Here is a 25285-nt window from a genome sequence, read left to right on the forward strand (position 1 = left end):
TGGCCAGGTTCGCCTCGGCAGAGACATAATTGAAAGACCATGGCCTTGACGGTGGAACACACCGGATACGGCCGACACCCGAAAACCAAGCAACGAGCGGGGAAGAAACCTGTGGCACAGGAAGTGCTGACTGACCTGAACAAGGTCCGCAACATCGGCATCATGGCGCACATCGATGCCGGCAAGACCACCACCACCGAGCGCATCCTGTTCTACACCGGTGTCAATTACAAGATCGGTGAGACGCACGACGGTGCGTCGACGACGGACTGGATGGAGCAGGAGAAGGAACGCGGCATCACGATCACGTCTGCCGCCGTGACTTGCTTCTGGAACAACAACCAGATCAACATCATCGACACCCCCGGCCACGTCGACTTCACGGTCGAGGTGGAGCGGTCGCTGCGCGTGCTCGACGGCGCAGTTGCTGTCTTCGACGGTAAGGAAGGTGTCGAGCCGCAGTCCGAGCAGGTTTGGCGTCAGGCTGCCAAGTACGACGTTCCGCGCATCTGCTTCGTCAACAAGATGGACAAGATGGGCGCGGACTTCTACTTCACAGTCCAGACCATCATCGACCGTCTCGGCGCGAAGCCGCTCGTTCTCCAGCTGCCCATCGGCGCTGAGGACGACTTCGACGGCGTCGTCGACCTGGTCGAGATGCGTGCCATCACCTGGCGCGGCGTAGTTCCGACCGGTGCACTGCCGACCATCGAAGAGATCCCCGCGGACCTCGTCGAGAAGGCTGCAGAGTACCGCGAGAAGCTGCTCGAAACCGTTGCCGAGTCCGACGAAGCTCTCATGGAGAAGTACTTCGGCGGCGAAGAGCTCACGGTCGAGGAAATCAAGGGCGCCATCCGCAAGATGACGGTCGCTTCCGAGCTGTACCCGGTCATCTGTGGCTCCGCGTTCAAGAACAAGGGCGTTCAGCCCATGCTCGACGCAGTCATCGATTACCTGCCGAACCCGCTGGACATCGGCGAGGTCGTCGGCCACAAGCTCGGTGACGAAGAAGTAGAGATCACTCGCAAGCCGAGCAAGGAAGAGCCGTTCTCGGCTCTCGCCTTCAAGATCGCTGCTCACCCGTTCTTCGGCAAGCTGACCTTCGTCCGCGTGTACTCGGGTCGTATCGATCCGGGCGCTCAGGTGCTCAACGCAACCAAGGGCAAGAAGGAGCGCATCGGAAAGCTCTTCCAGATGCACGCCAACAAGGAGAACCCGGTAGACGAGGCCGTAGCCGGCCACATCTACGCAATGATCGGCCTCAAGGACACCACCACCGGTGACACCTTGTGCGATCAGGCGAGCCCCATCGTCCTCGAGTCGATGTCGTTCCCCGCGCCGGTCATCCAGGTCTCCATCGAGCCCAAGACCAAGTCCGACCAGGAAAAGCTGGGCGTCGCGATCCAGAAGCTCGCCGAAGAGGATCCGACCTTCTCGGTCGAACTCGACGAAGAGACCGGTCAGACCGTCATCGGCGGTATGGGCGAGCTCCACCTCGACATCCTCGTCGACCGCATGCGTCGCGAGTTCAAGGTCGAGGCGAACGTCGGTAAGCCGCAGGTTGCGTACCGCGAGACCATCACCAAGAAGGTCGAGAAGCACGACTACACCCACAAGAAGCAGACGGGTGGCTCGGGCCAGTTCGCAAAGGTCATCATCGCTCTGGAGCCTTTCGTGGGCGAAGACGGTGCTACCTACGAGTTCGAGAACAAGGTCTCCGGCGGACGTATCCCGCGCGAGTACATCCCCTCCGTGGATGCTGGTGCGCAGGACGCGATGCAGTACGGTGTTCTCGCCGGCTACCCGCTCGTGAACCTGAAGCTGTCGCTGCTCGATGGTGCTTACCACGACGTCGACTCCTCGGAAATGGCGTTCAAGGTTGCCGGTTCGCAGGCACTGAAGGAAGCCGCCCGCAAGGCCGGCCCCGTCATTCTCGAGCCGCTCATGGCTGTCGAGGTCACAACGCCCGAGGAGTACATGGGCGACGTGATCGGCGACCTCAACTCCCGCCGTGGCCAGATCCAGGCCATGGAGGAACGCAGTGGTGCCCGTGTCGTGAAGGCGCTGGTTCCGCTCTCGGAGATGTTCGGTTACATCGGTGACCTGCGGTCGAAGACCCAGGGCCGTGCGAACTTCTCCATGGTGTTCGATTCCTACGCAGAGGTTCCCGCGAACGTCTCGAAGGAAATCATCGCCAAGGCGACGGGCGAGTAAGCACAGCGAGCTCCCCAGCCCGCGCCGGCAAGTGACCTCGGTTGCTTCCGGCACGAAGCACGACCAAGTAACAACCAACCGCACTGCTGCATACGGCAAGCAACAACAGTCCAGGAGGACACAAAGTGGCGAAGGCGAAGTTCGAGCGGACGAAGCCGCACGTGAACATCGGCACCATTGGTCACGTCGACCACGGCAAGACCACGACGACGGCGGCCATCACCAAGGTTCTCGCGGATGCATTCCCCGACCTGAACGAGGCTTCGGCCTTCGATCAGATCGACAAGGCTCCCGAGGAAAAGGCTCGTGGCATCACGATCAACATCTCGCATGTTGAGTACCAGACGGAAAAGCGCCACTACGCGCACGTCGATGCACCGGGTCACGCCGACTACATCAAGAACATGATCACCGGCGCAGCTCAGATGGACGGCGCTATCCTCGTCGTCGCAGCTACCGACGGCCCGATGCCCCAGACGCGCGAGCATGTCCTGCTCGCTCGCCAGGTTGGCGTTCCTTACATCCTCGTCGCCCTGAACAAGGCCGACATGGTTGACGATGACGAGATCCTCGAGCTCGTCGAGATGGAGGTCCGCGAACTGCTGGCCGCTCAGGAATTCGACGAGGAAGCCCCCGTCATTCCGATCTCGGCACTCAAGGCACTCGAGGGTGACCCGAAGTGGACGCAGTCCATCCTCGACCTGATGGCTGCAGTCGACGAGTCCATCCCGGACCCGGTCCGCGAGACGGACAAGCCCTTCCTCATGCCCGTCGAGGATGTCTTCACGATCACCGGCCGTGGCACGGTTGTCACCGGTCGTATCGAGCGTGGCTCGGTCAACGTGAACGAGGAGGTGGAGATCGTCGGCATCAAGGAGACCTCCACCAAGACCACCGTCACGGGTATCGAGATGTTCCGCAAGCTGCTCGACTCGGGCCAGGCCGGCGACAACGTCGGACTGCTCGTTCGTGGCATCAAGCGCGAAGATGTCGAGCGTGGACAGGTTGTCGTCAAGCCGGGCACCACGACTCCCCACACGGAGTTCGAGGGCCAGGCATACATCCTGTCGAAGGACGAGGGCGGCCGCCACACCCCGTTCTTCAACAACTACCGCCCGCAGTTCTACTTCCGTACCACGGACGTTACGGGCGTCGTGACGCTGCCTGAGGGCACCGAGATGGTCATGCCCGGTGACAACACCGAGATGTCCGTCAAGCTCATCCAGCCTGTCGCCATGGACGAGGGCCTGCGCTTCGCAATTCGCGAAGGCGGCCGTACGGTCGGCGCCGGCAAGGTTGCCAAGATCATCAAGTGAGACTCTTGTCTCGCTAGCTGATTCACAGCACTAGGAAAGGCGCTCATTCCCTTCGGGGAGTGAGCGCCTTTTCTGTGTCTGTGGTCAGGTGGTCTGCGATCGGTTGTTCGGGGTGCTTCTACTTGGAGGCTTCTACCCGGTCGAGATGCAACAGAACCTGTACCGCGACAGGTGAGCCGTCGAGGCTTCGCCTGGTTGCACGGGCGATGTGTTCGGCCGAAGTGGTGAAGCCGGCGACATCGATCGCCGGGTCTGCGGTGACGACAATCGACAGCGTTGGCAGTCCGCGATCGATCGTCGCTTTGCTTCTGGTGCTGCGCACGCCGCTCAGTTGGGCGAGTTCTGCCGCTACGCCGTCGGCGACCGGTCCCAGATCCACACTGACGTCTGTGCCGGACTCGTTGTGCCGCAATGTGACTGCGCTCGTTCGGCGTCGACGAAGGTTCAGGTACAACAGCCCGAAACCGGCGAAGACGCAGAGGACAAAGGTGCCCGACAGCACCCAGTGCCACCAAGGCTCCTCCGGAAGACCGAAGAGGACCTCACGATCGAGTCGTGACACCCAGGTCCTGATCAGTGAGGCACCCGCGTCCCACGCGATGGCGTATGCGCCCGCCGCGAGGAGTGCGATTCCGACGATGAGGACGATGGTCCGATCGACCGCGGAGATCCAACGGTTCACGAGGCGTCCTTTCGTCGTACTGGCGCTTCTCTCACGACTATCGAAAGCTGCAGTGGCTGCTGGAGTATCGCGAGATGAGGCCGAACTGCCGCGTCGACGGCCGCGGCAAGTTCGGTTCGATCGCCACCGGTGGATTCGATGTGGACCTTGATGTGTTTGCGGTCGACACTGGTGTGGGCCGAGTCGACGCCGGGAACGACCGCTGCGTGGCTACTGCACAGACGTGCAATGTCCGTCGGCCGCATCCATACCGTCGATGCGCTCGGGTTACCCAACGGCACATGGGTTTTCGCCCGGCGTTTGAGGGCGGACATGATCAGGACAACGCCCGCGACGACGGCAGCGATGGCCACCGGAAGCAGCCACGGTTGCCAGTGCAGACGCGACGTCCACTCCACGGAGTTTCGGATCCAGGGCGCCGAATCGAAGGTTCCGCGGTTGATGAACCATTCGCGCGAGACCACGAAAGCGAGTGCGAGTAGACCGCACGCGATGACGACGGCTGACACCGCGGCGGCGGGGTTCGCGGAGGGAACTCGAGGTGGAATCGGATCCGAGAGTGCCTCCTGTGCGGGGCCTTCTGCGATTTCGACGCCGGAAACACAGGAGTCGTCAGAACCCTCGGTTGCCGCGATCATGACGTTCATGTCGTGGAGGGGCAGGCCGGTCAGCGACTCGACGCTGCGTCCGACTTCTGCCCGCACGCGACCGGTCAGTTCGGTGACCGAACATGGCCAGGACACAGCGAGGAACAGATTGATGGCCACGGCGTCGCTGCCCATCGAGATGTCGGCTCGCGGAAGGTCGCGCCCGGTCAGGCGGGTCAAGCCACCGGACTGGCGGACCACCCCCGGGACGTTCACCGCTGCGGCAGTGGCTATCTTGGCCATCGCCCGGTCCTTGATGACCAGTGAACCTCGTAGGCCGGGATCGTCTGCCGCGTTCGGAGTGGTCGGCTCAGCCACGGCCACGGCTTCGGAGGATCGCGCCGAGATCGAGATGTCCGTCGCGGTGTGCTCCGATCGCCATACCGGCGGCGCCGAGCAGGACGGCGAAGACGAATCCGCTGAATCCGCCCATGATTCCGGCGAGCGCGAGGAGCAGACCGACCAGCAGTCCGACGGTAGTGCTGTTCATGTCAGTTCCCTTCTCGAATGTTCGGTGCGATCTCGGTGACGGTGGAAAGCTCGGTGACTGCATCTTCGGAATTTTCGGGTGGATATCCCGCTGTCGACAAGTCTCCGACGGTCACGTTCACCGGTACGTCGACCAACCGTGCCACCACCGCTCGGACGCGTTCGGCGACGCCGCGAACGTCGGCCGGATAGTGAACGGAAATGTGTACCGCACAAGAGTTTTCGTCGACGACGACGCCGGTGACTCGGCGTCCGGGGAGGTAGGTTCCCACCTCACCGAATTGCCCGCCGTGCAGATCTGCCACTTCCGGGATCGCAAGAACTGCGTCGGCGACGACCTCGGCCGCGTCGATCTCGCGGCCGGCGTCGGCGGTACTCACTGAACCCTCGGCTTGGCTTCCGGATCGGTACTGCCGCCGCTCTCTGCATCCTCGAAGAGCATGACGTCGAAGACGGTGATGTTGACCTCGGTGACCTCGAGACCCGTCATGCTTTCGACTGCGGCAATGACGTTTCGGCGGATACCCACCGCCAATTCGTGGAGTGCGACGCCGTATTCGGCGACAATGCCGATGTCGATGGCGGCTTGTTTCTCGCCCACTTCCACCGCCACGCCCTGGGCATGGTTGACGCGGGCGCCCGGAATGCGGTCGCGAAGTGCCCCCACCGCGCGCGCGGTGCCCCCACCGACGTCGTACACGCCGTTGATCTCGCGGGTCGCGATACCGGCGATCTTGGCGACCACGGCGTCGGCGATGATCGTCTTGCCCTGGGTGCTGACTAGTTCCGCGCCACCGTCGGCGCCGAATCGGACGCTGTTCTTTTCACTGGAATCGCTGGTCATGGGGGCTCCCTGCTCATGTGTCAGTGCGTGCGTCTGAAGTACCTCCAACTGTAGTGACTGGTAGGTGGCCATGCGGGATGCACCACACCTACTCCGGCATTTGGTATGGCAGAGTCGGGGGCAAATAGTGACGGCGTTCATAGTGAGCGCTGCTAGTGACGTGGGTCGGACAGGGTGGTACGTGGTGGCACGGATAGTGATCGTGGGTGCGGGGTTGTCGGGGCTGCGGACCGTGGAGGAACTGCGACGAGCAGGCTTCGAGGGTGAATTGACGCTCGCCGGTGGGGAAACACATCTGCCATACGACCGGCCGCCGCTGTCGAAGGAAGTGATCCGCGGCGACAAGGACGAGACGACGCTGCGTCCGGCAGAGTTCTACGTCGAGAACAAGGTCGATCTCAAGCTCGGTTCGCCCGCGACCTCGGTGGACACTGCCGCAAAGTCGGTGGCGTTCGCGGACGGATCCACCCTCGACTACGACGAGTTGGTCATCGCGACCGGACTGACTCCGCGTCGCATTGCCGGCCTTCCGGAGCTGTCCGGAGTGCACGTTCTGCGCTCCATCGAGGAGGCGCTGGCCCTTCGCGCCGAGCTGGCTCCCGGCAAGCGTGCGCTGATCGTCGGGGCCGGCTTCATTGGCTGCGAACTGGCCGCCAGCATGAAGTCTCACGGCGTCGACGTCGTGTTGCTCGAGCCTCAGCCGACACCGCTGGCGTCGGTGCTCGGCCCCACCGTTGGCGCCCTCGTCGAACGTCTGCATCGGAACGAGGGCGTCGATGTCCGCGTCGGCACCGGCTTGACCTCGTTGTCCGGCGACGGAGCGGTTGCCACTGCGACCTTGAGCGACGGTTCGGAGATCCCGGTCGACGTGGTGGCGATCGGAGTCGGTTCGGTGCCGGTCACGGGATGGCTCGATGGTTCGGGAATCGAACTCGACAACGGAGTGCTCTGCGACGGCGTCGGCCGCACCAGTACCGAACACGTCTGGGCCGTCGGCGACGTCGCGTCCTGGCAGATCGGTGATCGACGCAAGCGCGTCGAACACTGGACCAATGCGGGCGACCAGGCCAAGATCCTGGCGGGAGCGCTCACCGGAACGGGTGATCCCGATGCGCCGGCGCAGGTTCCCTACTTCTGGAGCGATCAGTACGACGTCAAGATCCAGGCGTTGGGGACCGTCGCACCCACGGACACCGTTTACATCGTCAAGGACGACGGCCGAAAGTTCGTCGCCTACTACGAGCGCGACGGTGTGCTGGCAGCTGTCGTCGGCGGAGGTAGCGCGGGAGCGGTGATGAAGATGCGCGCCAAGATCGCAGCCGGCACGCCCATCTCTGACGTGTTGGAGTCCACACCGGCCTGAACGGATGAGGCAGGACCGGTTCCGAGGCGATAGATTTGTGCGGTGATCGTTGCACTCATCGACTCGGGACTGGGCCTGCTCCCTACCTCTGCGTGGCTCAGACGCCTGCGCCCGGATCTCGATCTGGTGCTCTCCCTGGATCCGGACGGTGCCCCCTGGGGCCCCAAGCCTGAGCCGTGGGTCGTCGACCGGGTACTCGGTGCGGTGCGGCGGAGCCTCGATCGTGGGGCTCAGGTCATCGTTCTTCCATGCAATACCGCCAGCGTCACCGCGCTGCCGCACGTGCGAAAACTGGTCGGGCCGGAAGTACCGGTCATCGGAACGGTGCCCGCGATCAAACCCGCCGCTGCCGCGTGCGATTCAGTGGCGATCTGGGCTACAGCCGCGACGACGGCCAGCCGGTACCAAGCCGATCTGATCGAGCAGTTCGGCAACGGCGCCAAGGTCGTCGGAGTGCCGTGCCACGGCCTGGCCGATTCGATAGATCTCGGTGATCGTGCAGCCTCACTTGCTGCCATCGATTCCGCGGTTGCCCGGACGCCGGACGACGTCAGCGGCGTTGTCCTCGGGTGCACCCACTACCCACTGCTCGCCGACGAGATCGCAGCACGGTTACCCGCCGGCGTCACACTCTTCGACAGCGCCGAAGCCGTTGCACGACAGACTCTGCGGCGGATCGACGGGCTCGGTGCCGCGGGCGAAGGATCGGGAACCGTCGAGGTGTTCGTGAGCGGTCGTCCGGGCGCACTACCGCCCAGCGCCGAAGCCTTCGACGCCGGGCGGTTGTTGGGCGCGATCAAAGCCTGATCCAGCCTGTATTCAGCCATTCATCAATGGGCGGCTACGCCGCCGTGACCCCCGTGATGCATCCGCGCACTCATCACCGGCATCGCACTCACCGCGACCACAACGGTCAGAACCCCGACAACCCAGGCCGTCCACGACGCACCGCGCAGAGCGTCGAAGTTCATCACCCAGGGTGAAATGAACATCAAGACGCCGAAAACACCCATCGCGTAATCCGCCATGGCCATGTCCGGACGTGCCATGTGCGCCAGACCCGACAGTGCAACCAGGACACCCAGGACGACGAGTGACCACATTGCCCGATCGGTGGTGTCGAGCCACATCGGCGAGAGAGCCGCAAAGACGCCGAGAACCACCGCGACGGCATCTTGCATTCGATTCCACGACTTCATGACGAGACCTCCAAAGACGAGAGTGTGTCCACCTGTAGTACACGCCCGCGGAAGATCGAGATCAACTCTCCGCCAATTGCATTCGCGTTGCAGTTAGAGGCGATGCGGAGGCTCGAATATCAAGATTTGTGACCATTCGTCCGGATGGCCACGAGCCCGCGCGGCGCGCTTGCCGCGATATGTCCCGAGAGTGCCATGAGGGTGAGAGTGGTGAATGCGATAGCGGCGGTGATCATGGGTGGTCCTTTCACTGACTGTCCTCGAGTGTCGTCTGCCGACCTGTGGCCGAGCAGGGCACACGGTGTGAGGACGCTGAGAGAATCGAAGAGTCCGCACAGACGACCCGTGAGAAGGTTCTGGGGTGACGCAATCGAGTGCCCCGGACGTGATCGAGCAGTTGGCCGACCTCGCGGATCCCGCAGATGCCGTCCACTTGCAACGGTTCTTCAAGACAGCGCCGGGGGAGTACGGCGAGGGTGACGTATTCATCGGCGTGCGAGTACCGAAGACGCGATCGGTGGTGAAGAAGCACGTCGGACTCGCGTTGCCTCAGATACGTCTCCTTCTCGACAGTGACGTTCACGAGCACCGATTGGCCGGGCTGCTGATCCTGGTCGCTCAATTCGAAAAAGTCAGTCGCCCAAAATTTTTCGACGACGAGGGCCGCGCTCGCATCGCAGGCTTCTATCTGACCGCTGTCGAGGACGGGCGGGTCAACAATTGGGATCTGGTGGATTCGTCCGCCGGACAGATCCTCGGCGGCTGGCTGTACGACCGAGATCGCCGGCTGATCTTCGAGCTTTCCGATTCGGGTGACCTGTGGCGACGACGGGTGGCGCTGCTGACGACGTACGGATTCATCACTCGCGGCGACGCGTCGACCACGCTCGAGCTTGCCGCGCAGGTGCTGGGTGATCGACGAGACCTGACCCAGAAAGCGATGGGTTGGATGCTCCGCGAGGTGGGCAAGCGGGTGGATCGGGATTTGTTGACCGGCTTCCTTACTGAGAATGCAGCAGACATGGGACGCACGGCGCTGAGCTACGCGTGCGAACATCTGACCGCAGACGAGCGAGCGCACTTCCGGGCGGCCCGCTAGCGAAGTACCGCTCGGTAGGTTGTGGGACGATTCTCGGTATGCCCGCCACCCGTGTCGAGGCGTCTCGAATTGTGACGATCGGTTCACTGATCGCTGCCGGCGTCGCAGCTCTGTGTTATCTCGTGTACTCCGTTCGGGCCGTCGAACCCGTTGATTTTCTCGTCTACCGCTACGCTGCCCAGGCATTTGCCGCAGGCTCGAACATCTACGAGAGCAACCTTGTCGGCCCGTTGATTGTCGACGAGGGCATGCCGTTCACCTACACCCCGTTCGCGGTGATCTTCCTCTGGCCGACTGTTCTCTTCGACTGGTGGACGGCCTATCTGCTGTGGTCGGCGTTGTGCATCGCGGCGGTGGTGTGGACAGTCGCCAAGTTCACTCCCGCTCGCGTCCCCAAGCGGCCGCTCGTCATGGCGGCATTGGTCCTGGCCGTGTCGGTGACACCCATCGTCAGCGCGCACATCTCCTTCGGCCAGGTGAACCTGGTGCTGATGGTGCTCGTACTGCTCGACGTGACCCGCAGAGGCGATTCGAAATTCGGCCGGTGGTTTCCACGAGGACTTTTGATCGGCGTCGCAGCCGCGATCAAGCTGACGCCGGCGCTGTTCATCGTCTACTTCGTCGTCACGAAGCAGTGGCGACTCGCGATCTGGAGTTCGATCGGATTTGCCGCGGCGACCGCCGTCGCAGCAATGGTGGACCCGGCCGTCAGCTGGACCTTCTGGTCGGACGTCGTCTGGAACCTCAGTGACCGGGTGGACTTGAGCGGGCAGGCGATCGCGAGTGCCGGTAACAGTTCACTGCAGGGCGGACTTGCGGCACTGGGCACATGGACGGAGTCTCTGGCGATGCCGTTGACCGTGCTGTGCGCGGCGGTAGCGCTCTGGGTCGCCCGAGATGTACATCGCGTCGGTCGTGGGGTCGATGCGGCGTTGGTGATCGGTTTGAGTGCGCCGATTCTTTCGCCGATCAGCTGGATTCATCACTGGGTGTATCTCGTGCCTGCTGCCGTCACGGTTCTCTTTCGGCTTCGATCGCCGCTGCAGTTCGGTGCGGCCGCTGTGGGGTTGGCCGTCGTCTATTGCGGGCCGAGCATGGGGCAGCAGTTCATCGAGACGTCGCCGCTCCTGCTGCCGCTGGGGTTGGTCCTTCGTGAGGGCTTCCTGATCGTGACCCTGGTGCTGATTCTTGCGTTGTGGCGGTTGCCCACAACGGCGCCGGAGTGGGTTACGGGGCGGGACTCGGAAGATGGCGCGGAGGATGGCTCCGAAGATGACAAAGCCCCCGATTCCGCAGGGAATCAGGGGCCGTCATGCATCGAAGCAGGGTTCAGAACTCGATCTTCAGGCGATCGGTGATCGGCTTCGCCTGGCAACCGAGGATGTAGCCGTTCGCCACGTCCTCGGCGTCGAGGATCTCGGAGTTGTCCATCTGAACTTCGCCTTCGGTGACGGTGCAGGCACACGACCCGCACTCACCTTCCTGGCAGGAGTACGGAACGTCGAGACCCTTGGCGAGCATGATGTCGACGAGCGTCTGCTTGCGCGGCCAGACGAGGGTGTGGGTTTCACCGTCCAGTTCGACCTCGACGGTTGCGGCGTCGGCAGCTTCCTCGTCGGAGACCTCGGCTACCTCGACGTCACGGAACGGGTCGCCGGCGAGTGAATTGAAGACCTCGGCGTGAACCTGCGTGCGGGGCATGCCCGCTTCTGCCAGTGCCTTGTGGACGGCGTCCATGAAGGGGCCTGGACCGCACATGAAGGCCTCGTACGCGACAAATGGCTTGGCGAGCGTCGCCAGTTGCGAGACAGCGGGGAGTCCCTGCACGGTTTCGATCCAGTGGACCACGGTGAGGCGGCCGGGGTGTTGCGCTGCCAGCTCGCGCAGTTCGGCGCCGAAGATGACGGACTTCTCGTCGCGATTCGCGTAGATCAGCACGACGTTGCCGCTGCCCTGCGTGAGGGCGGACTTGAGAATCGAGATCACCGGAGTGATTCCGCTGCCTGCACCGAAGAGCAGGAAGTCGTGATCGAGCGACTTGGGCGTGAAGACACCTGACGGCGGCAGCACTTCGATGGTGTCGCCGACCTGGAGCTTGTCGCACAGCCAGTTGGAGCCGTAGCCGTCGACAGTTCGCTTGACGGTCACCTTGGGGGCGTCGTCGGTGAAGGGTGAACTGGCCAGGGAGTAGCAGCGTGCGACCGAGCCGGTCTGATCACTCGGGATGCGCAGGGTCAGGAATTGACCTGGCTTGTAGTCGAACTTGTCCTTCAGTTCTGCGGGAATTTCGAACACCAGCGACCGGGCGTCGGAAGTCTCTTCGATGACTCCGGACACGGTGAGTACCGCCGATCGCGAGCTGTGCGGTACCTCGACTGTCGTCATCGCGAAGCTAGTCCTCTCGTGAAGCTGGGTAAAGCGCAGGTCAGTGAAGTGCAACATCTAGAACGTGTTCTAGTTCAATGTTAGCAGTGATGAAAAGCTACTGGGGATCGTAGTCGCCGAGCAACACGTTCCCGATCAGCGGGAACCACGGCAGTCTGATCCGGCCTTCCTGGCGGTCCGGGGTGGCGACGACCTGCCCGAACGGGCGGTTCGCGGGCGGCGTCCGGGCGGTTGAGCTGCCGAAGTCTGTGCACGGGGTGTTTGTCGGTACACAGTGGGAACCAGGTGAGACGCCGGTCACAAAGAATCGGCTCGAATCCCTCCCGCAGTCACATTCGTGCACATCCATGAGGAGATACCGATGGCTATCGAGCTCAACCAGATCTGGGACTTTCCGATCAAGGAGTTCCACCCCTTCCCGCGCGCCCTGATGGGTGTGGGCGCTCACGACATCATCGGTGTGGAGGCCAAGAATCTCGGCTTCAAGCGCACCCTTCTGATGACGACCGGTCTGCGCGGTTCGGGCATCATCGAGGAACTCGTCGGCAAGATCGAGTACCAGGGTGTCGAGGTCGTGCTCTACGACAAGGTCGAGTCGAATCCCAAGGACTACAACGTCATGGAGGCCGCGGCTCTCTATCAGAAGGAGAAGTGCGACTCGATCATCTCGATCGGCGGTGGTTCGAGCCACGACGCCGCCAAGGGTGCTCGCGTCGTGATCGCACACGACGGTCGCAACATCAACGAGTTCGAGGGCTTCGCCAAGTCCACCAACAAGGAGAACCCGCCGCACATCGCCGTATCCACCACGGCTGGAACGGGATCCGAGACGTCGTGGGCATACGTCATCACTGACACCTCGGACATGAACAACCCGCACAAGTGGGTGGGCTTCGACGAGGCGACCATCGTCACGTTGGCGATCGACGATCCGCTGCTCTACTACACCTGCCCTCAGCATTTCACCGCGTATTGCGGCTTCGACGTACTCGCGCACGGCAGTGAACCTTTCGTGTCTCGTCTCGATTTCGCGCCTTCGCTCGGTAACGCGATCTACTCGGTCGAGTTGGTCGCGAAGAACCTGCGCGAGGCCGTCTTCGAGCCGCGCAACCTCAAGGCCCGCGAGGGAATGATGAACGCGCAGTACATTGCCGGACAGGCCTTCAACTCCGGTGGCCTCGGCATCGTTCACTCGATCTCGCACGCGGTCAGTGCATTTTTCGACAGCCACCACGGTTTGAACAACGCCATCGCGTTGCCGCGTGTGTGGGAGTACAACCTGCCTTCGCGCTACGAGCGCTACGCCCAGTTGGCCGGCGCACTCGGTGTCGACACTCGCAACCTCACCACGGTTCAGGCCGCGGACGCTGCCGTCGAGGCTGCCATCCGTCTGGCCAAGGACGTCGGTATCCCCGACAACTTCGGTCAGGTTCGCACAGACTCGTACGCGAAGAACCAGATGAACACCAAGAAGTACGAGGGTCGTGGTGATGTCATCAAGGGTGACGAGAAGACTGTGCGCGCCATCTCCGAGCACATTCAGGACGACTGGTGCACCCCGGGTAACCCTCGTGAGGTCACTGTGGAGTCGATGATCCCGGTTGTCGATCACGCGATCAACAAGTCGTACTTCTAGCAGGGCCTTCGGCCCCGTGCGCGCTTAAGGAGTCCAGAGACTCCTCGAGCGCGCACAGGGGCTGTGCCCCTATCGAAAGGTATTCCATGTCCGGTCGCAGTTTCTCCAGCGGAATCGAAGTGAAAGATGCTCTGCGAGAGCAGGACTACATTGCCGATGACGAGTTCGCGGTAGTCGTTCATCTGGCGACGGCGCTGGGGCGTCCGCTCCTGCTCGAAGGGCCGGCCGGTGTCGGTAAGACGGAACTGGCGAAGTCTCTGGCTGCGATCGGGGGCCGCAAACTGGTGCGATTGCAGTGTTACGAAGGGCTGGACGACAATCGAGCCCTGTACGAATGGGACTACGCGAAGCAACTCCTGCACGTGCAGATGCTTCGCGACCGGATCAGTGATCAGGTTTCCGAATTCGACAGCGTCGCCGAAGCATCCAAGTTTCTGGCCGATCAGGATTTCGGGTTGTACTCCGAGAACTTCCTGTCCGTGCGGCCGCTGCTCGAAGCGATCCTCTCACCCGATCCGGTAGTGCTTCTGGTCGACGAGGTGGACCGCACCGAGGAATCGATGGAAGCACTGCTCCTCGAGATTCTCGCCGAACAGCAGATCACCATTCCCGAGGTCGGTACGTTCGTTGCCCGCTCGCAGCCCTGGGTCATCCTGACGTCCAACGACACCCGCGAGCTCTCACCCGCGCTCAAGCGTCGTTGTCTGCATTACCATCTCGGCTATCCGACGTCGGAGCGTGAACGCGAGATCGTCACGGCCCGAGCGCCGGAGGTGGATACGGCTACGGCCACCGAGGTTGTCGAATTGGCTCGCATCTTGCGTGATCTCCCGCTGCGCAAGAGCCCGTCCATCTCGGAGGTCATCGACGCGGCCAGAGCGGCAACTGTGCTCGCCGCCAGCGGATTCGACACCGCTTCCGACGCCAAGGTGCGCGACATCCTGCTCACGGCGTTGCTCAAGTACTCGTCGGATGTGACGCTGGCCAAGGAACGATTCGGCGGAAAGCTTCTCGAATCGCCGTCGCGTGACGGTGGTGAGCCGATCGAGCGATCCACGGTGGCAAGCAAACCCGCCAACACGACGACGGCCGTGTTCCGGGGCACGGGTGGACGTGACCCTCATCAACAGGGAATCCGCGGCAGCAGCGGAATCCGTTCGACGCGATGACGACGCTCGGTGGCCTCGCCGTGTGGCAACCGTCGTTTGTTCTCGACGTGGTGTCCGCGAGTTTCGGCCGATTGCTGAGGGCAGCCGGAGTTTCCGCGTCACCGGCCGAGGTCATCGAGGTTCGGCGTGTACTCGCGATGGTCGGCGCTTCGGATCGTGAGACGTTGCGAGCATGTCTTCGGGCTGTGTGCGCCAAGTATTCTCACGAACAGGCCGGTTTCGATCGGGCGTTCGACGCGCTGTTCCGGCCGGCCGCAGGCAAAGCGCACGCCGAGCGGATGGCTTCGCGCGCCGAGGTGGCGGACGGTCTGCCCACCGCGCTGGGGATCGACGAGGATCAAGAAGTAGGCCGGTATGCCGAGTACAACGAGCGCGCGGCCGAGGTCGGCGACTACTTCGACACTCCGGAAGCGGAGAAGGGGTTCAACCCGCACAAGGACGACGACGATGTGTCGATGACGTCCAGCGATGCGGAACTGTCGGTGGATACCGGTTCGGAGACCGGTCGACGCGGAGTCAGTTACACGGTCGACGTGGACCGTGCCGCATCGGCAGTGGTCGGTGACTTGAGCACCAGTGTTGCTGCAGCAGTAGTCGGTTCGTTGTCCTGGGACGATCCGACGTCGATCCTCGCCTGGCTGGATGCATACGACCCGAGCAAAGCGTATGCGGACGTCTCCGACGACGGGCCGCTGACGCAGGCGCAACTGAACCGGCTCGTCGAGGCGGTCGAAGCGTTCGTGCAAGCACTCTCGGCCGCTGCACTCGCCGAAAGCGCTCCCGATGCGCCCGACAGCGAATCTGCTGCGGGCGCAACGCACAACGACATCGAACTCGCGTGCCACGAGGTGCTTCGGCGGATGAGAGGACCGTCCAGGCCTCGTCCTCGGGAGCGCTCTCGTGGGCATCTCGACATGCGACGCACGGTGCGTTCGAGTCTGCGCACCGACGGAATTCCCTTCCATCTGGTCGTGAAAGCTCCTCGCCCCGATCGTGTTCGACTACTTCTCATCGCAGACGTGTCGCTGTCCGTGCGCCCGATCACCGCGTTCACTCTGCGGTTGGCTCAGGCAATGCATCGCCGGGCAGATCGTTGTGAAGTCCTCGCCTTCGTCGATCGTCCGGTCGACGTGACCGACACCCTTCTCGCCAGTAGCGGTGACGGCGCACTGGCTGCGGTACTCGCGCACCCGGGTCTGGATCTGGAAGCCAGCAGCGATTACGGGCGGGTGCTCACAGAATTGTTGGACGAGCACGGAAACGCCTTGAACTCACGGACGTCTGTCATCATCGTGGGCGACGGTCGGTGCAACGGGTTGCCCCCACAGGTGGACAAGCTCGAGGAACTCCGCCGAAAGGTTCACCGTCTGGCCTGGATCACGCCTGAACCTCAGCGTTACTGGAACCAGGCATCGTGCGCGATGCCGGAGTATTCGGAGATCTGCGACGAGGTTGTTGTTGCCCGAGATGCCGCGCAACTGATGGCAAAGGCCGCTGAACTGGGGCACGCACTTCGCTGATGTCACTGCACTTCACCGATGTCACTGCGCGATCCGTCGTGAACTAGTTTGATCTCATGTCCGAAATCAGGGGATCGATCTGGCGGCCGATCGCGGCGCTGACAGTGCTCGGCGCCGTGTGTGGGTTGGTGGCGCTCGGCGTGTTTCAGTGGTGGTGGAACTCGTTGGCATCACCTCACATTCTCACCGGCGGGTCCTATCGGGAGCCGTTTGCCGAGCCGACATACACCGGGCCCATATTCATGGACCTCTTTCCGGCAGAACCTGCTCCGTGGCTGTATTCGGGACTGGTCCTCGGACCGACGGCGGTCGGCTTGCTTGCCGGGATCGTATTCGTGGTGTTCGTCCGGCGTAATCGCGCGCAGGACCGCGCGATTACGCCGGACGATCGATCAGAGCGCTAGCAACGCGCGCGAGCCCAGTCGAGGATCCGCCAACGGGCGTAGCGCCAACCGCAGCAAGACCAGGGCGTTGTCGTCGCCGGCGATCCTGTTGACTTTCAACGTATTGCACTCGATGCACTGGTGAACGAGCATCCACTCACCGTCTTGCCGGACCGACAGGGACAGCGCCGCCATGGCACCTCTGCACTGTTGTGCCCGGTCACCCGGAACACGACCATCGACGTGGCGGCTGGCCAGACAGTTCGGGCAATGGTTCCGATGTGCGGTACCCGGGGCCGCAGTGGAAATGTCCAAACGGCATGTGAGACAACGGAAGCTCGATCCTTGTTCGCCGCCGATTCCGTGCAATACGTGCTTGGTCCGTTGCGGTGCCCGCCGCGCGCGGGTGCTGGGATTCCTACGTGGCATCTGCTTTCTCACCCCTCACAAGTCGCCGAAGGCTTCGAGCGGGAAGGGTGGTTGTGCGAGCGGCCGCACCGCCATCCTCATCAACAACAACTGGTTGTCGTCACGGCTGACGGGGTTGGAGGTGAGTTCGAGGCACTGTGCGCAGCGGTGGATGATCATCCAATCGCCGCTTCGCAGCACCGCGATCGAAATGGGGGCCATCCGCATTCCGCAGTCCGACGGTCCACCTTCCACCTGGTCGAACAGGTGTCGGGAATGCAGGCAACTGGGGCAGTGGTTTCGGCGATCACCATCGGGGCCGTACGTCATGACGGTGAGTCCGCATTGAGTGCACGAGAAGGTGTCGGTTTTCGAGATGGAATTGTGTGATTGAGGCACTGGAGAACTCCTAGCTGAGTGAACAAAGCAGGTAGGAGCAGGCCGAGTGGCCTCGCGGCTGTCAGTCCGTCGTTTCGGGGATCAGCAAGTGACCCTCGAGGTTGCCGGCAGTGCAGGGGCGAGAGGCGCGCTCGGCGCGGGCTGGGTCATAAACACCTTCTGGATCGGTACTACGGGCCGCTCTGGCCAGAACCGAAAGTACAACGGGACCTGATTGCCGCGCCATCTATTTTCCGGCGACGCTACCTGCCCGAACGGGTAGGTAAGTGCCTCTCCTTCGGTGGGTGTGCCCCGACTGCTGTCCGCGTAGGCTCGGGGCCAGCACTTGTAAGGTGGATCACACCAGTTGGTGCTCGGGCGAGCGAGCTGGGAATTCGCGAAGCGGTGATCTCGGTGCCGCGCGAGAGGAGAGTGGGGTCGTGTCCGTGGCATATCCGGATGCTGTGAACCACGGTGTTCATCGCCGCGGCACTGCTGCTCGACTGGTCAAATTTCACGCCCCCGAGATCGTCTTCGGTATCGGTTCCCTGGTCGAGGCAGCACACGCGACTCTGCGGTTCGGCGGGTTCCGCCCGTTTCTGGTCACCGATCCCGGTTTGATCGACGCGGGGTGGGTCAGCGAACTCGAGGACCATCTCACGGAGCAGGGCTTGACCGCGACAGTGTGGTCAGGGCTGACGCCCAACCCCAAGGACTTCGAGATCGCGGCCGGTTTCGAGGTGTACCAGGAAGGCGAGTGCGACGTCATCATCGCGCTCGGTGGCGGTTCCGTCATCGACGCGGCTAAAGGTGTAGCCGTCCTCGCTGCCAACGGCGGCAACATACTCGACTACGAGGGTGTCGATCAGGCGACAAAACCGATCCCGCCGTTGGTGATGGTTCCCACCACGTCCGGAACGGGCGCTGACGTGTCGCAGTTCTGCATCGTCACGGACACGACCCGCGGCACCAAGATCACCATCATCGGCCGTGCCCTCGTGCCAGATGTGACGGTCATCGATCCGCGGTTGCTCACGACGATGCCCGAGTGGCTCAATGCCGCAACGGGATTGGACGCACTGACGCACGGAATCGAAGCCTTCGTCTCACTGGCGCACAATCCGTTGACCGATCATCACGCGCTCCGCGCGGTCGGCCTCGTGACGGAGAATCTGGTGAACACGATCCAGGACCCGATGGAGATGGAAGCTCGATCGGTGATGGCGCAGGCGAGTCTCGAGGCCGGGTTGGCGTTCACCAACGCGATACTCGGAGCCGCGCACGCCATGAGCCATCAGGTGGGCGGCATGCTTGATCTGCCACATGGCGTCATCAACGGAATTCTGTTGCCCCACGTCATCCGATTCAATTCCACGACGGACGCTGCCCCCTTTGTCGCCATCGCTGCGGCACTGAGCCTTCCTGAACAGCACGGCACCCCGGAGGAAGCAGCGCTGGCGGTGGCCGACCGGGTCGAACGTCTCGCCCGGGAGGTTGGGGTCCCGAAGGGGCTGGGGGAGTTGGGTGTTCGCGAGGGGGACCTCAGTCGACTTGCCAGCTTCGCGTTGCTCGACGCCTGCATGTCCACCAATCCCAGGGAAGCGACGCAGGAGCAGATGGTGGCGTTGTTCCGAGGTGCGTTGTGAAGAGGGACAGTGTGATGCGGTGCAGGGTGAAGCGGTGCAGACGATGACCGCGGACCTGTCGCGGCTCACCGGTTTACGTTCGGGTAAGAGTTCGTTTTATCCGCAGTACCGCGGCGCTGCCGAGCGTCTCGAACGCGTCGTACATGCGTTGGAATTGATCTCGCGGGCTTTGGTGCGGACCGTCGAGGGGCCGGAAACCCTCGTCTGCGCGGTCGCGGAAGCCGCCCGTGCTCATCTGAGTGCCAACTGGATAGTCTTCGCCTTGGCCGACGGAACATTGCCCGACGCCGGACCACGGCGATTGGTTCTCGGCCCGGACGCCACCCCTTTTCTGGTGGACAACGTGGAGGGGCCACCACTTCCGGAGGATGTCGTCGAATGCCTCGACGACATCCGGTGCGGAAGAATCGAATCAAACTCGGTGATCGACGCTCACTACGCGTTTGTGCCGATCGTGCTCGGCGGCGGTGTGGTCGGCGCCTTTGCGGCATGGACGCCGGCCAACCGGACACTCGATACGACGGACGGAGCCGTGCTCAGCATTCTGGCCAGCCAGACTGCTGTGGCCCTGCAGAACTCGGCGCTCTACCAGCGCGGACAACTACTGCTCGAACGAGCCGAAGACGCATATGCGGAGGCCAATCGCACTGCAGCCGACCTTGCGGTGCGCAACAGTGAATTGGAGTCCACGCAGCGTCAACTCGGAGTGGCTCACCGGCACCAGGTGGTCGACGACGAACGGCACCGGATCGCCCGCGAACTTCACGACAGCGTGACACAGGCGGTGTTGTCGGCCGGCATGCAGATCGAGGTCTGCCGGAGCGACATCCCGGAGGCGGAACGCAGTGAAAGACTGGACTTGGCAAAGGATTTGACCAGGCGGGCGGTCGAGCAGCTTCGCTCGGCGATCTACGCGCTCAATCATTCCTCGGACGTGGACCGGACGTCGCTGCCCGAGATGCTCGAGCAGCTCGGCGTGGTTCACATGCCGGACGAGTTGGCGGTCAGCGTTCGCGTCGGCGGCACCCCGACCGAGCTTCCAGGCGATGCCGAACACGCTCTTCTGCGGATCGCGGGGGAGGCACTGTTCAATGTTGCGGTGCATGCCCATGCGAGTCGAGCGGTCCTGCGGTTGACCTATCGAGCGGATACGGTGCTGCTGTCGGTTTCCGACGACGGTGACGGCGACCCTGCGCGGATGCGTCTGATCCTCAAACTCGCAGCCACCAACGACGTCGACGGCCGTCATCGCGGACTGGCGAACATGCAGACACGAACTCTCGAGTTGGGTGGTGCGCTCGAAGTTCGGCGCGCGCGGATCGGTGGAATTCAGATTCTCGTGCGACTGCCACTACCACTGCCACAGGCACTTCCGCTCCAGGCGGATGTCGACAATCTTTGCTCCACCACTGAAATCGAGAGCGAGGAATCATGACCACTGCGCGTCCCGTCATCACCCGCGGAGCATCGCCGGTTCAGGGATTGGTTCGAATCGTCCTGGTCGACGACCATGCAATTTTGCGGCAAGGGCTCCGCTCGGTTCTCGAGCGCGAAAGCGACCTCGAGATCGTGGGGGAGGCTTCGTCTCTCGCCGAGGCGCTTGCCGTGGTCGACAAGGTGGGCCCGGACATCGTCTTGATGGATCTGAAACTCTCCGCCAGTTCCGACTACGAGGGACTGACCCTTTGTGGCCAGTTGTCTACGGCGCATCCCGGGCTCGGACTGTTGGTTCTCACCACCTTTCTCGACGATCAACTGGTGGTGCGAGCGGTACACGCGGGTGCTCGCGGCTATGTCGTCAAAGACGTCGACACCACCGAATTGGTGCGTGCGATCAGGGCTGTCTCGCGGGGTGAGAGTGCGTTCGATTCTCGCAGCGCATCGGCTGTCGTCCGATCGCTCAACGGGCAGTCGTCATCCAAAGAACGACTGACCGATCGTGAACTCGAAGTACTGAGACTGCTCGCAAACGGCTTGTCCAACATCAAGATCGGTGAGCGATTGTTCATCTCGCCGACCACGGTCAAGTTCCACGTCAGCAACATCATGCGCAAACTCGAGGTGAGTCGGCGAGCAGAGGCCGTCTACGCCGCGAGTAAGCAAGGTCTGATCTAGCTCCGCTCGGAGACCGCCCAGGCGCGCAGCGCCTGATGCTGTACGAGGAGCACGCTCGATCGAGTTGTGCGCAGAGTCGACGCGGTCATCTCGGCAGTCAGACCCACTGCGATTCGCAATACCAGGACCTCACGTTGGTCGTCGGTGAGGCGACGTGGGCGTTTGAATTGTCCGTCGATGTTGCGTGACTGGGGAATTGACGCAATCCGTTGCGAGGCCAACTCGTAGGCGAAGTTCTCGATGCGTGTGTCGGCCGAGATCGTTTCGGACATTCGTGTGACGACGTCCAGGGTGCATTGATGGGCGAGATCGTCGGCGAATGTTGCGACAGGCGTCCCGAGAAGCCTGGCGCGATAGTAGAGAACGACGCGAGGGTGCAATCGGGCCAGGAGTTTCGACAGTGCGTGATGATCGCCGGCGAATGCCCCGGCGGCGTTGCGGTTCAAGGAAATCGATTGTTCACAGGTTTCGGGTGAAGCGGTTCGTGCGGAGGGTGGCGTCGGTGAAGTCTTCGCGCCCCTGATCGACAGCTTCATCAACAACTCCTCGGGTACAGCGCACCTCATCATGCTGGAACGAGAATTGAGGTACCCCACCGAAAATGCGGGTAAACCTGAAGTTACCTTCCAGGTGTCCGGTCTTTTCGCTGGGAGCGCCAGTCCGCGAGCATGCGCGGCATTTCCGCGGCCATGAAGTCGAAGAAGTCGCGCAGATCTTCCATACGATCGCCGGCCGTAGTGCCTTCACCGAGGACCCGAATGCCCTCGTCCGCAACTGCCGAGACCTGGTAGAGGGACGATTGTTTCGTGACAAACGCGTCGGCCCACATGTCGACGCTGACGCAGTAGTGCTGACGCCTCGATCCGGGGACGGCCACTCGCTCGATCAATCCGACTTGCTGGAGGTATCTGACTGCTCCGGAAATGGCGGCGGGGCTCACTCCCAATCGGGATCCGAGATCTCCTGGCGTGGACGAGGGTGTCTCGCTGGTCATCAACGCGGCCCACACGCGGGCAGGCATCGGCGGAAAACCCATGTCGCTCAGAACGAGTGAGAGTCGTTCGACAAAATGTCGGCTCTCGTCCGGTGCAACGGTGTGGCTGGTGTCGGTCATCGGAACCCTTCGATCTTTTCTTCTTTTCTATCTTCACACATTTGTGAAATCGGCGTACGGTCAAATTCATGGGTGCGGCAATTTCAGTGAAAAGCCTCGTCAAGACCTTCGGTACCACCCGCGCGCTGGACGGCCTCGACCTCGAAGTCTCAGCGGGTGAAGTGCACGGATTCCTGGGACCGAACGGCTCTGGAAAGTCGACCACTATTCGGGTGCTCCTCGGCCTGCTCCGCTCGGACTCCGGAGACGCAACTGTTCTCGGCGGCGATCCGTGGCGAGACGCTGTTACCTTGCATCGACGTCTCGCTTGCGTGCCTGGCGACGTGAATCTGTGGCCCAACCTCACCGGCGGGGAGGCTATCGATCTGTTGGCGGGTCTGCGCGGTGGCTTGGACCGAAAACGCCGCAGCGAGTTGCTCGATCGCTTCGAACTTGACCCGACCAAGAAGGCGCGGACGTACTCGAAAGGTAATCGGCAGAAGGTTGCACTCGTGGCGGCGTTTTCGTCCGACGTCGACCTTTACGTACTCGACGAACCGACATCGGGGCTCGACCCGTTGATGGAAGCGGTGTTTCAGGACTGCGTCGAGGAGGTGGCTCACGCCGGAAAGACGGTCCTGCTGTCGAGCCATATCCTCGCCGAGGTCGAAGCGCTGTGCGATCGCGTGAGCATCATCCGCGACGGGCGGACGGTGGAAGAGGGAACGCTGTCCGAACTCAGGCATCTCACGCGCACGTCCATCTCGGCGGAGACACAGCGCCAGATCGGCGGACTCGACGGGCTCGGCGGTGTCCACGACGCGGTGATCGACGGTAACCATGTCACCTGCGAAGTTGACAGCGCGCAACTCGGACCACTCATGACGTACTTGGTCGGATTCGGAATCGTGGCGCTCACTTCCACTCCGCCGACACTCGAAGAACTCTTCTTGCGTCATTACGGTGACGAGCGCGCCAGGGAGACTTCGGTCCACCTGCGAGCCGAGACCGGTGTGCGGCCATGACCGTTGTTGTCGAGGCCGCTCCACCGGTACCGGCCTCGGCAAGTCAATTCACCGGCACGCGCCGACTGGTCCGGTTGGCTTTGCGACGGGACCGAATTCAGCTTTCCGTGTGGGTCATCTCGATCGTCCTGTTCATGCTGCTCGTCGTCGCCAGTGTGACCGGGCTGTACTCGACACCCGAGGAATTACGAAACATCGCAGTCAGTTCCGCGGTATCGCCGGTGGCGCTGGCGACCAACGGAATCGTGTCCGGCGATTCGCAGGGCGCGATAGTCGCCAGTCAGTCGGTGCTCGTGTTCGCGTTGGTGGCGGCATTGATGAGCACCCTTGCGGTGGTTCGTCATACACGACAGAACGAGGAGACCGGCCGTGCCGAGATGATCGGTGCTGCGGTGGTGGGTCGGCGAGCGCTTCTGACGTCCGCACTGATTGTCACGGTCGGTGCAAACCTGGTTCTGACATTGGGAATTGCGCTGGGATCGATCGCCGTCGGTTTGCCGGTGTTTGGTTCGCTCGCGTTGGGTGCCTCGATAGGTGGGGCCGGAATCGCGTTTGCCGGCGTGGCGGCGGTGACTGCGCAGATCACCGACGGTGCTCGTACGGCCAACGGTCTGGCGGGTGCCGCGATCGGTGTGGCCTTCATGCTGCGCGCGATCGGCGACGTGAACAGTACGGTCGTCGACGACGGAACTCGCGTGGTGAGCGGTTGGTTGTCGTGGCTTTCGCCGATCGGATGGGCGCAACAGATCAGACCTTTCGACGACGACGCCTGGTGGATCCTGCTGTTGCTGATCGGATTTGCGGTTGTGCACGTGGTGGTGGCGTTTGTTCTCATCGGCCATCGTGATCAGGGAGCGGGGCTCGTGCAGCCCCGGCCCGGCCCGCCGACCGCAGCATCGTGGTTGCCGTCGGCTTGGGGCCTGGCGTGGCGCATGCAGCGAATGACGATGTTCTGGTGGATCTTTGCCGTTGTCATTCTCGGGTTCGCCTACGGCGCTGTGGGCAACGAGATCGACGCGATGGTGGGATCGTCGCAGCAGACCGCGGAGATGTTCGAGAAACTTGGTGGCGGCGGTACGGATCTGGTGGATTCGTACTTGGCCACTGCGCTCGGTCTCACCTCGATTGTCATCGCGGCATATTCGGTCCAGAGTCTTCTCCGGATGCGGGGTGAGGAAACATCGGGACGGCTCGAACCGTTGCTGGCAACCTCTTTGTCGCGGTGGAGGTGGATGCTTTCCCACCTGGGTGTGGTTGTGGGTGGGGTGATCCTCGCGCACGTCTTGATGGGTGCCTTCACCGGATTTGCCTTCGGGCTCGTCACGGATGACGTCGGCGGCAACACACTCCGGATGACCGGCGCCGCCTTGGCCTATCTACCCGCGGTGCTTGTAGTCGTGGGGTTGGTGTCGTTGGCTTTCGGACTGTTTCCGACGTACGCGTCGGCGCTCTCCTGGGGAATCTTGGCGGCATGCATCGTGCTCGGGCAACTCGGAACGTTGCTGAAGCTTCCACAGTTAGTGCTGGATCTGTCACCCTTCACCCACGTGCCGGGTGCCCCCGCCGAGCCAGTGACAGTTCTACCGCTGCTGGCAATGATCGTTGTGGCAGTAGTGCTTTCGACAGCATCGCTTGTTGCGTTCCGTCGTCGCGACCTCCAGGGGTAGTAGGGCT

At 62.6% G+C, this 25285-nt stretch carries 26 protein-coding genes; 15 read left to right on the forward strand and 11 right to left on the reverse strand.

Translation table 11 applies throughout. The features are described from left to right. Positions 1 to 111: 111 nt before the first annotated feature. Both fusA and tuf read left to right on the forward strand, forming a co-directional pair. Positions 112 to 2214 carry an elongation factor G gene (gene fusA, locus AC3WQS_RS24960; protein WP_003942073.1) on the forward strand — a complete coding sequence of 701 codons (2103 nt, stop codon included), beginning with the start codon at positions 112 to 114 and terminating at the stop codon, positions 2212 to 2214. Positions 2215 to 2339: 125 nt separating this feature from the next. Beyond that, a complete protein-coding gene (gene tuf, locus AC3WQS_RS24965) occupies positions 2340 to 3530 on the forward strand; it encodes an elongation factor Tu (protein ID WP_019744283.1) in 1191 nt (396 codons plus the stop codon). Between the two features lie 118 nt (positions 3531 to 3648). On the opposite strand, the gene AC3WQS_RS24970 is transcribed toward tuf, so the two are convergent. Genes AC3WQS_RS24970 through AC3WQS_RS24990 form a run of 5 tightly spaced genes read right to left on the reverse strand, consistent with a single transcriptional unit; the run spans position 3649 to position 6192 of the window. Next, positions 3649 to 4212, reverse strand: coding sequence for a hypothetical protein (locus AC3WQS_RS24970; protein ID WP_021334053.1), 564 nt, complete (start codon positions 4210 to 4212; stop codon positions 3649 to 3651). Further along, the gene (locus tag AC3WQS_RS24975; RefSeq protein WP_134999288.1) at positions 4209 to 5183 is read right to left on the reverse strand and encodes a DUF6286 domain-containing Asp23/Gls24 family envelope stress response protein; all 975 of its coding nucleotides are present in this window, start codon (positions 5181 to 5183) and stop codon (positions 4209 to 4211) included. The genes AC3WQS_RS24970 and AC3WQS_RS24975 overlap by 4 nt, the downstream gene beginning before the upstream one ends. After that, positions 5170 to 5349 carry a hypothetical protein gene (locus AC3WQS_RS24980; protein WP_003942043.1) on the reverse strand — a complete coding sequence of 60 codons (180 nt, stop codon included), beginning with the start codon at positions 5347 to 5349 and terminating at the stop codon, positions 5170 to 5172. The genes AC3WQS_RS24975 and AC3WQS_RS24980 overlap by 14 nt, the downstream gene beginning before the upstream one ends. Before the next feature lies 1 nt (position 5350). Beyond that, positions 5351 to 5728 carry a hypothetical protein gene (locus AC3WQS_RS24985; RefSeq protein ID WP_020906840.1) on the reverse strand — a complete coding sequence of 126 codons (378 nt, stop codon included), beginning with the start codon at positions 5726 to 5728 and terminating at the stop codon, positions 5351 to 5353. Continuing rightward, positions 5725 to 6192: an Asp23/Gls24 family envelope stress response protein gene (locus tag AC3WQS_RS24990; RefSeq protein WP_003941912.1), complete on the reverse strand. Its 468-nt coding sequence runs from the start codon at positions 6190 to 6192 to the stop codon at positions 5725 to 5727. The genes AC3WQS_RS24985 and AC3WQS_RS24990 overlap by 4 nt, the downstream gene beginning before the upstream one ends. Positions 6193 to 6388: 196 nt before the next feature. On the opposite strand from AC3WQS_RS24990, the gene AC3WQS_RS24995 reads away from it, so the two are divergent. Both AC3WQS_RS24995 and AC3WQS_RS25000 read left to right on the forward strand, forming a co-directional pair. Continuing rightward, a complete protein-coding gene (locus tag AC3WQS_RS24995) occupies positions 6389 to 7555 on the forward strand; it encodes an NAD(P)/FAD-dependent oxidoreductase (RefSeq protein WP_492741571.1) in 1167 nt (388 codons plus the stop codon). A gap of 42 nt (positions 7556 to 7597) precedes the next feature. Then, complete coding sequence (locus AC3WQS_RS25000) at positions 7598 to 8362, forward strand: glutamate racemase (protein ID WP_283384624.1); 765 nt, start codon at positions 7598 to 7600, stop codon at positions 8360 to 8362. Positions 8363 to 8385: 23 nt separating this feature from the next. On the opposite strand, the gene AC3WQS_RS25005 is transcribed toward AC3WQS_RS25000, so the two are convergent. Then, positions 8386 to 8754 carry an SPW repeat domain-containing protein gene (locus AC3WQS_RS25005; RefSeq protein WP_019744276.1) on the reverse strand — a complete coding sequence of 123 codons (369 nt, stop codon included), beginning with the start codon at positions 8752 to 8754 and terminating at the stop codon, positions 8386 to 8388. A 361-nt stretch (positions 8755 to 9115) separates the two neighbouring features. On the opposite strand from AC3WQS_RS25005, the gene AC3WQS_RS25010 reads away from it, so the two are divergent. After that, positions 9116 to 9853 carry a DNA alkylation repair protein gene (locus tag AC3WQS_RS25010; RefSeq protein ID WP_019744275.1) on the forward strand — a complete coding sequence of 246 codons (738 nt, stop codon included), beginning with the start codon at positions 9116 to 9118 and terminating at the stop codon, positions 9851 to 9853. 38 nt (positions 9854 to 9891) lie between these two features. Then, positions 9892 to 11211, forward strand: a complete 1320-nt coding sequence (locus AC3WQS_RS25015; protein ID WP_070796638.1) for a glycosyltransferase 87 family protein — start codon at positions 9892 to 9894, stop codon at positions 11209 to 11211. On the opposite strand, the gene AC3WQS_RS25020 is transcribed toward AC3WQS_RS25015, so the two are convergent. Further along, positions 11183 to 12238 carry a ferredoxin--NADP reductase gene (locus AC3WQS_RS25020; protein WP_020906844.1) on the reverse strand — a complete coding sequence of 352 codons (1056 nt, stop codon included), beginning with the start codon at positions 12236 to 12238 and terminating at the stop codon, positions 11183 to 11185. The two genes, AC3WQS_RS25015 and AC3WQS_RS25020, sit on opposite strands and share 29 nt — an antisense overlap. 361 nt (positions 12239 to 12599) lie before the next feature. Here AC3WQS_RS25020 and mdo point away from each other — a divergent pair, with 361 nt between their 5' ends. The 4 genes from mdo (at position 12600) to AC3WQS_RS25040 (ending at position 16967) form a co-directional block, all read left to right on the forward strand. Further along, complete coding sequence (mdo, locus tag AC3WQS_RS25025) at positions 12600 to 13874, forward strand: NDMA-dependent methanol dehydrogenase (protein WP_003942095.1); 1275 nt, start codon at positions 12600 to 12602, stop codon at positions 13872 to 13874. Between the two features lie 86 nt (positions 13875 to 13960). Beyond that, on the forward strand, positions 13961 to 15043 hold the full coding sequence (locus AC3WQS_RS25030) for a MadB family AAA-type ATPase (protein WP_492712437.1): 1083 nt from the start codon (positions 13961 to 13963) through the stop codon (positions 15041 to 15043). Continuing rightward, positions 15040 to 16563, forward strand: a complete 1524-nt coding sequence (gene madC / locus AC3WQS_RS25035) for a MadC family VWA domain-containing protein (RefSeq protein WP_020968991.1) — start codon at positions 15040 to 15042, stop codon at positions 16561 to 16563. Before AC3WQS_RS25030 ends, madC begins: the two co-directional genes overlap by 4 nt. 56 nt (positions 16564 to 16619) lie before the next feature. Beyond that, positions 16620 to 16967, forward strand: a complete 348-nt coding sequence (locus tag AC3WQS_RS25040; RefSeq protein WP_020968992.1) for a hypothetical protein — start codon at positions 16620 to 16622, stop codon at positions 16965 to 16967. Here the strand turns inward: AC3WQS_RS25040 and AC3WQS_RS25045 are convergent. Both AC3WQS_RS25045 and AC3WQS_RS25050 read right to left on the reverse strand, forming a co-directional pair. Beyond that, positions 16956 to 17375, reverse strand: coding sequence for an RNHCP domain-containing protein (locus AC3WQS_RS25045; protein ID WP_113682390.1), 420 nt, complete (start codon positions 17373 to 17375; stop codon positions 16956 to 16958). The genes AC3WQS_RS25040 and AC3WQS_RS25045 overlap by 12 nt on opposite strands. 15 nt (positions 17376 to 17390) lie before the next feature. After that, the gene (locus AC3WQS_RS25050) at positions 17391 to 17753 is read right to left on the reverse strand and encodes an RNHCP domain-containing protein (RefSeq protein ID WP_492712438.1); all 363 of its coding nucleotides are present in this window, start codon (positions 17751 to 17753) and stop codon (positions 17391 to 17393) included. 419 nt (positions 17754 to 18172) lie between these two features. Here AC3WQS_RS25050 and AC3WQS_RS25055 point away from each other — a divergent pair, with 419 nt between their 5' ends. The 3 genes from AC3WQS_RS25055 to AC3WQS_RS25065 are packed head-to-tail and all read left to right on the forward strand — an operon-like array spanning position 18173 to position 21493. Next, positions 18173 to 19378: an iron-containing alcohol dehydrogenase gene (locus tag AC3WQS_RS25055; protein ID WP_020968994.1), complete on the forward strand. Its 1206-nt coding sequence runs from the start codon at positions 18173 to 18175 to the stop codon at positions 19376 to 19378. Positions 19379 to 19421: 43 nt separating this feature from the next. Continuing rightward, positions 19422 to 20813 (forward strand): MadS family sensor histidine kinase, encoded by a 1392-nt coding sequence (locus AC3WQS_RS25060; RefSeq protein ID WP_492712439.1) that lies wholly within the window; start codon positions 19422 to 19424, stop codon positions 20811 to 20813. Beyond that, on the forward strand, positions 20810 to 21493 hold the full coding sequence (locus AC3WQS_RS25065) for a MadR family response regulator transcription factor (protein ID WP_019744264.1): 684 nt from the start codon (positions 20810 to 20812) through the stop codon (positions 21491 to 21493). The genes AC3WQS_RS25060 and AC3WQS_RS25065 overlap by 4 nt, the downstream gene beginning before the upstream one ends. Here AC3WQS_RS25065 and AC3WQS_RS25070 read toward each other — a convergent pair. Next, positions 21490 to 22029 carry an RNA polymerase subunit sigma gene (locus AC3WQS_RS25070; protein ID WP_041815731.1) on the reverse strand — a complete coding sequence of 180 codons (540 nt, stop codon included), beginning with the start codon at positions 22027 to 22029 and terminating at the stop codon, positions 21490 to 21492. The genes AC3WQS_RS25065 and AC3WQS_RS25070 overlap by 4 nt on opposite strands. A gap of 83 nt (positions 22030 to 22112) precedes the next feature. Beyond that, the gene (locus tag AC3WQS_RS25075) at positions 22113 to 22607 is read right to left on the reverse strand and encodes a GbsR/MarR family transcriptional regulator (protein ID WP_019744262.1); all 495 of its coding nucleotides are present in this window, start codon (positions 22605 to 22607) and stop codon (positions 22113 to 22115) included. 68 nt (positions 22608 to 22675) lie between these two features. Here AC3WQS_RS25075 and AC3WQS_RS25080 point away from each other — a divergent pair, with 68 nt between their 5' ends. Together AC3WQS_RS25080 and AC3WQS_RS25085 are read left to right on the forward strand one after the other, a co-directional pair. Next, on the forward strand, positions 22676 to 23611 hold the full coding sequence (locus tag AC3WQS_RS25080; protein WP_492712440.1) for an ABC transporter ATP-binding protein: 936 nt from the start codon (positions 22676 to 22678) through the stop codon (positions 23609 to 23611). After that, positions 23608 to 25278 carry an ABC transporter permease gene (locus AC3WQS_RS25085; RefSeq protein WP_492712441.1) on the forward strand — a complete coding sequence of 557 codons (1671 nt, stop codon included), beginning with the start codon at positions 23608 to 23610 and terminating at the stop codon, positions 25276 to 25278. The genes AC3WQS_RS25080 and AC3WQS_RS25085 overlap by 4 nt, the downstream gene beginning before the upstream one ends. The last annotated feature ends 7 nt before the right edge of the window (positions 25279 to 25285 follow it).

The organism is Rhodococcus sp. FW305-130, assembly GCF_058788335.1.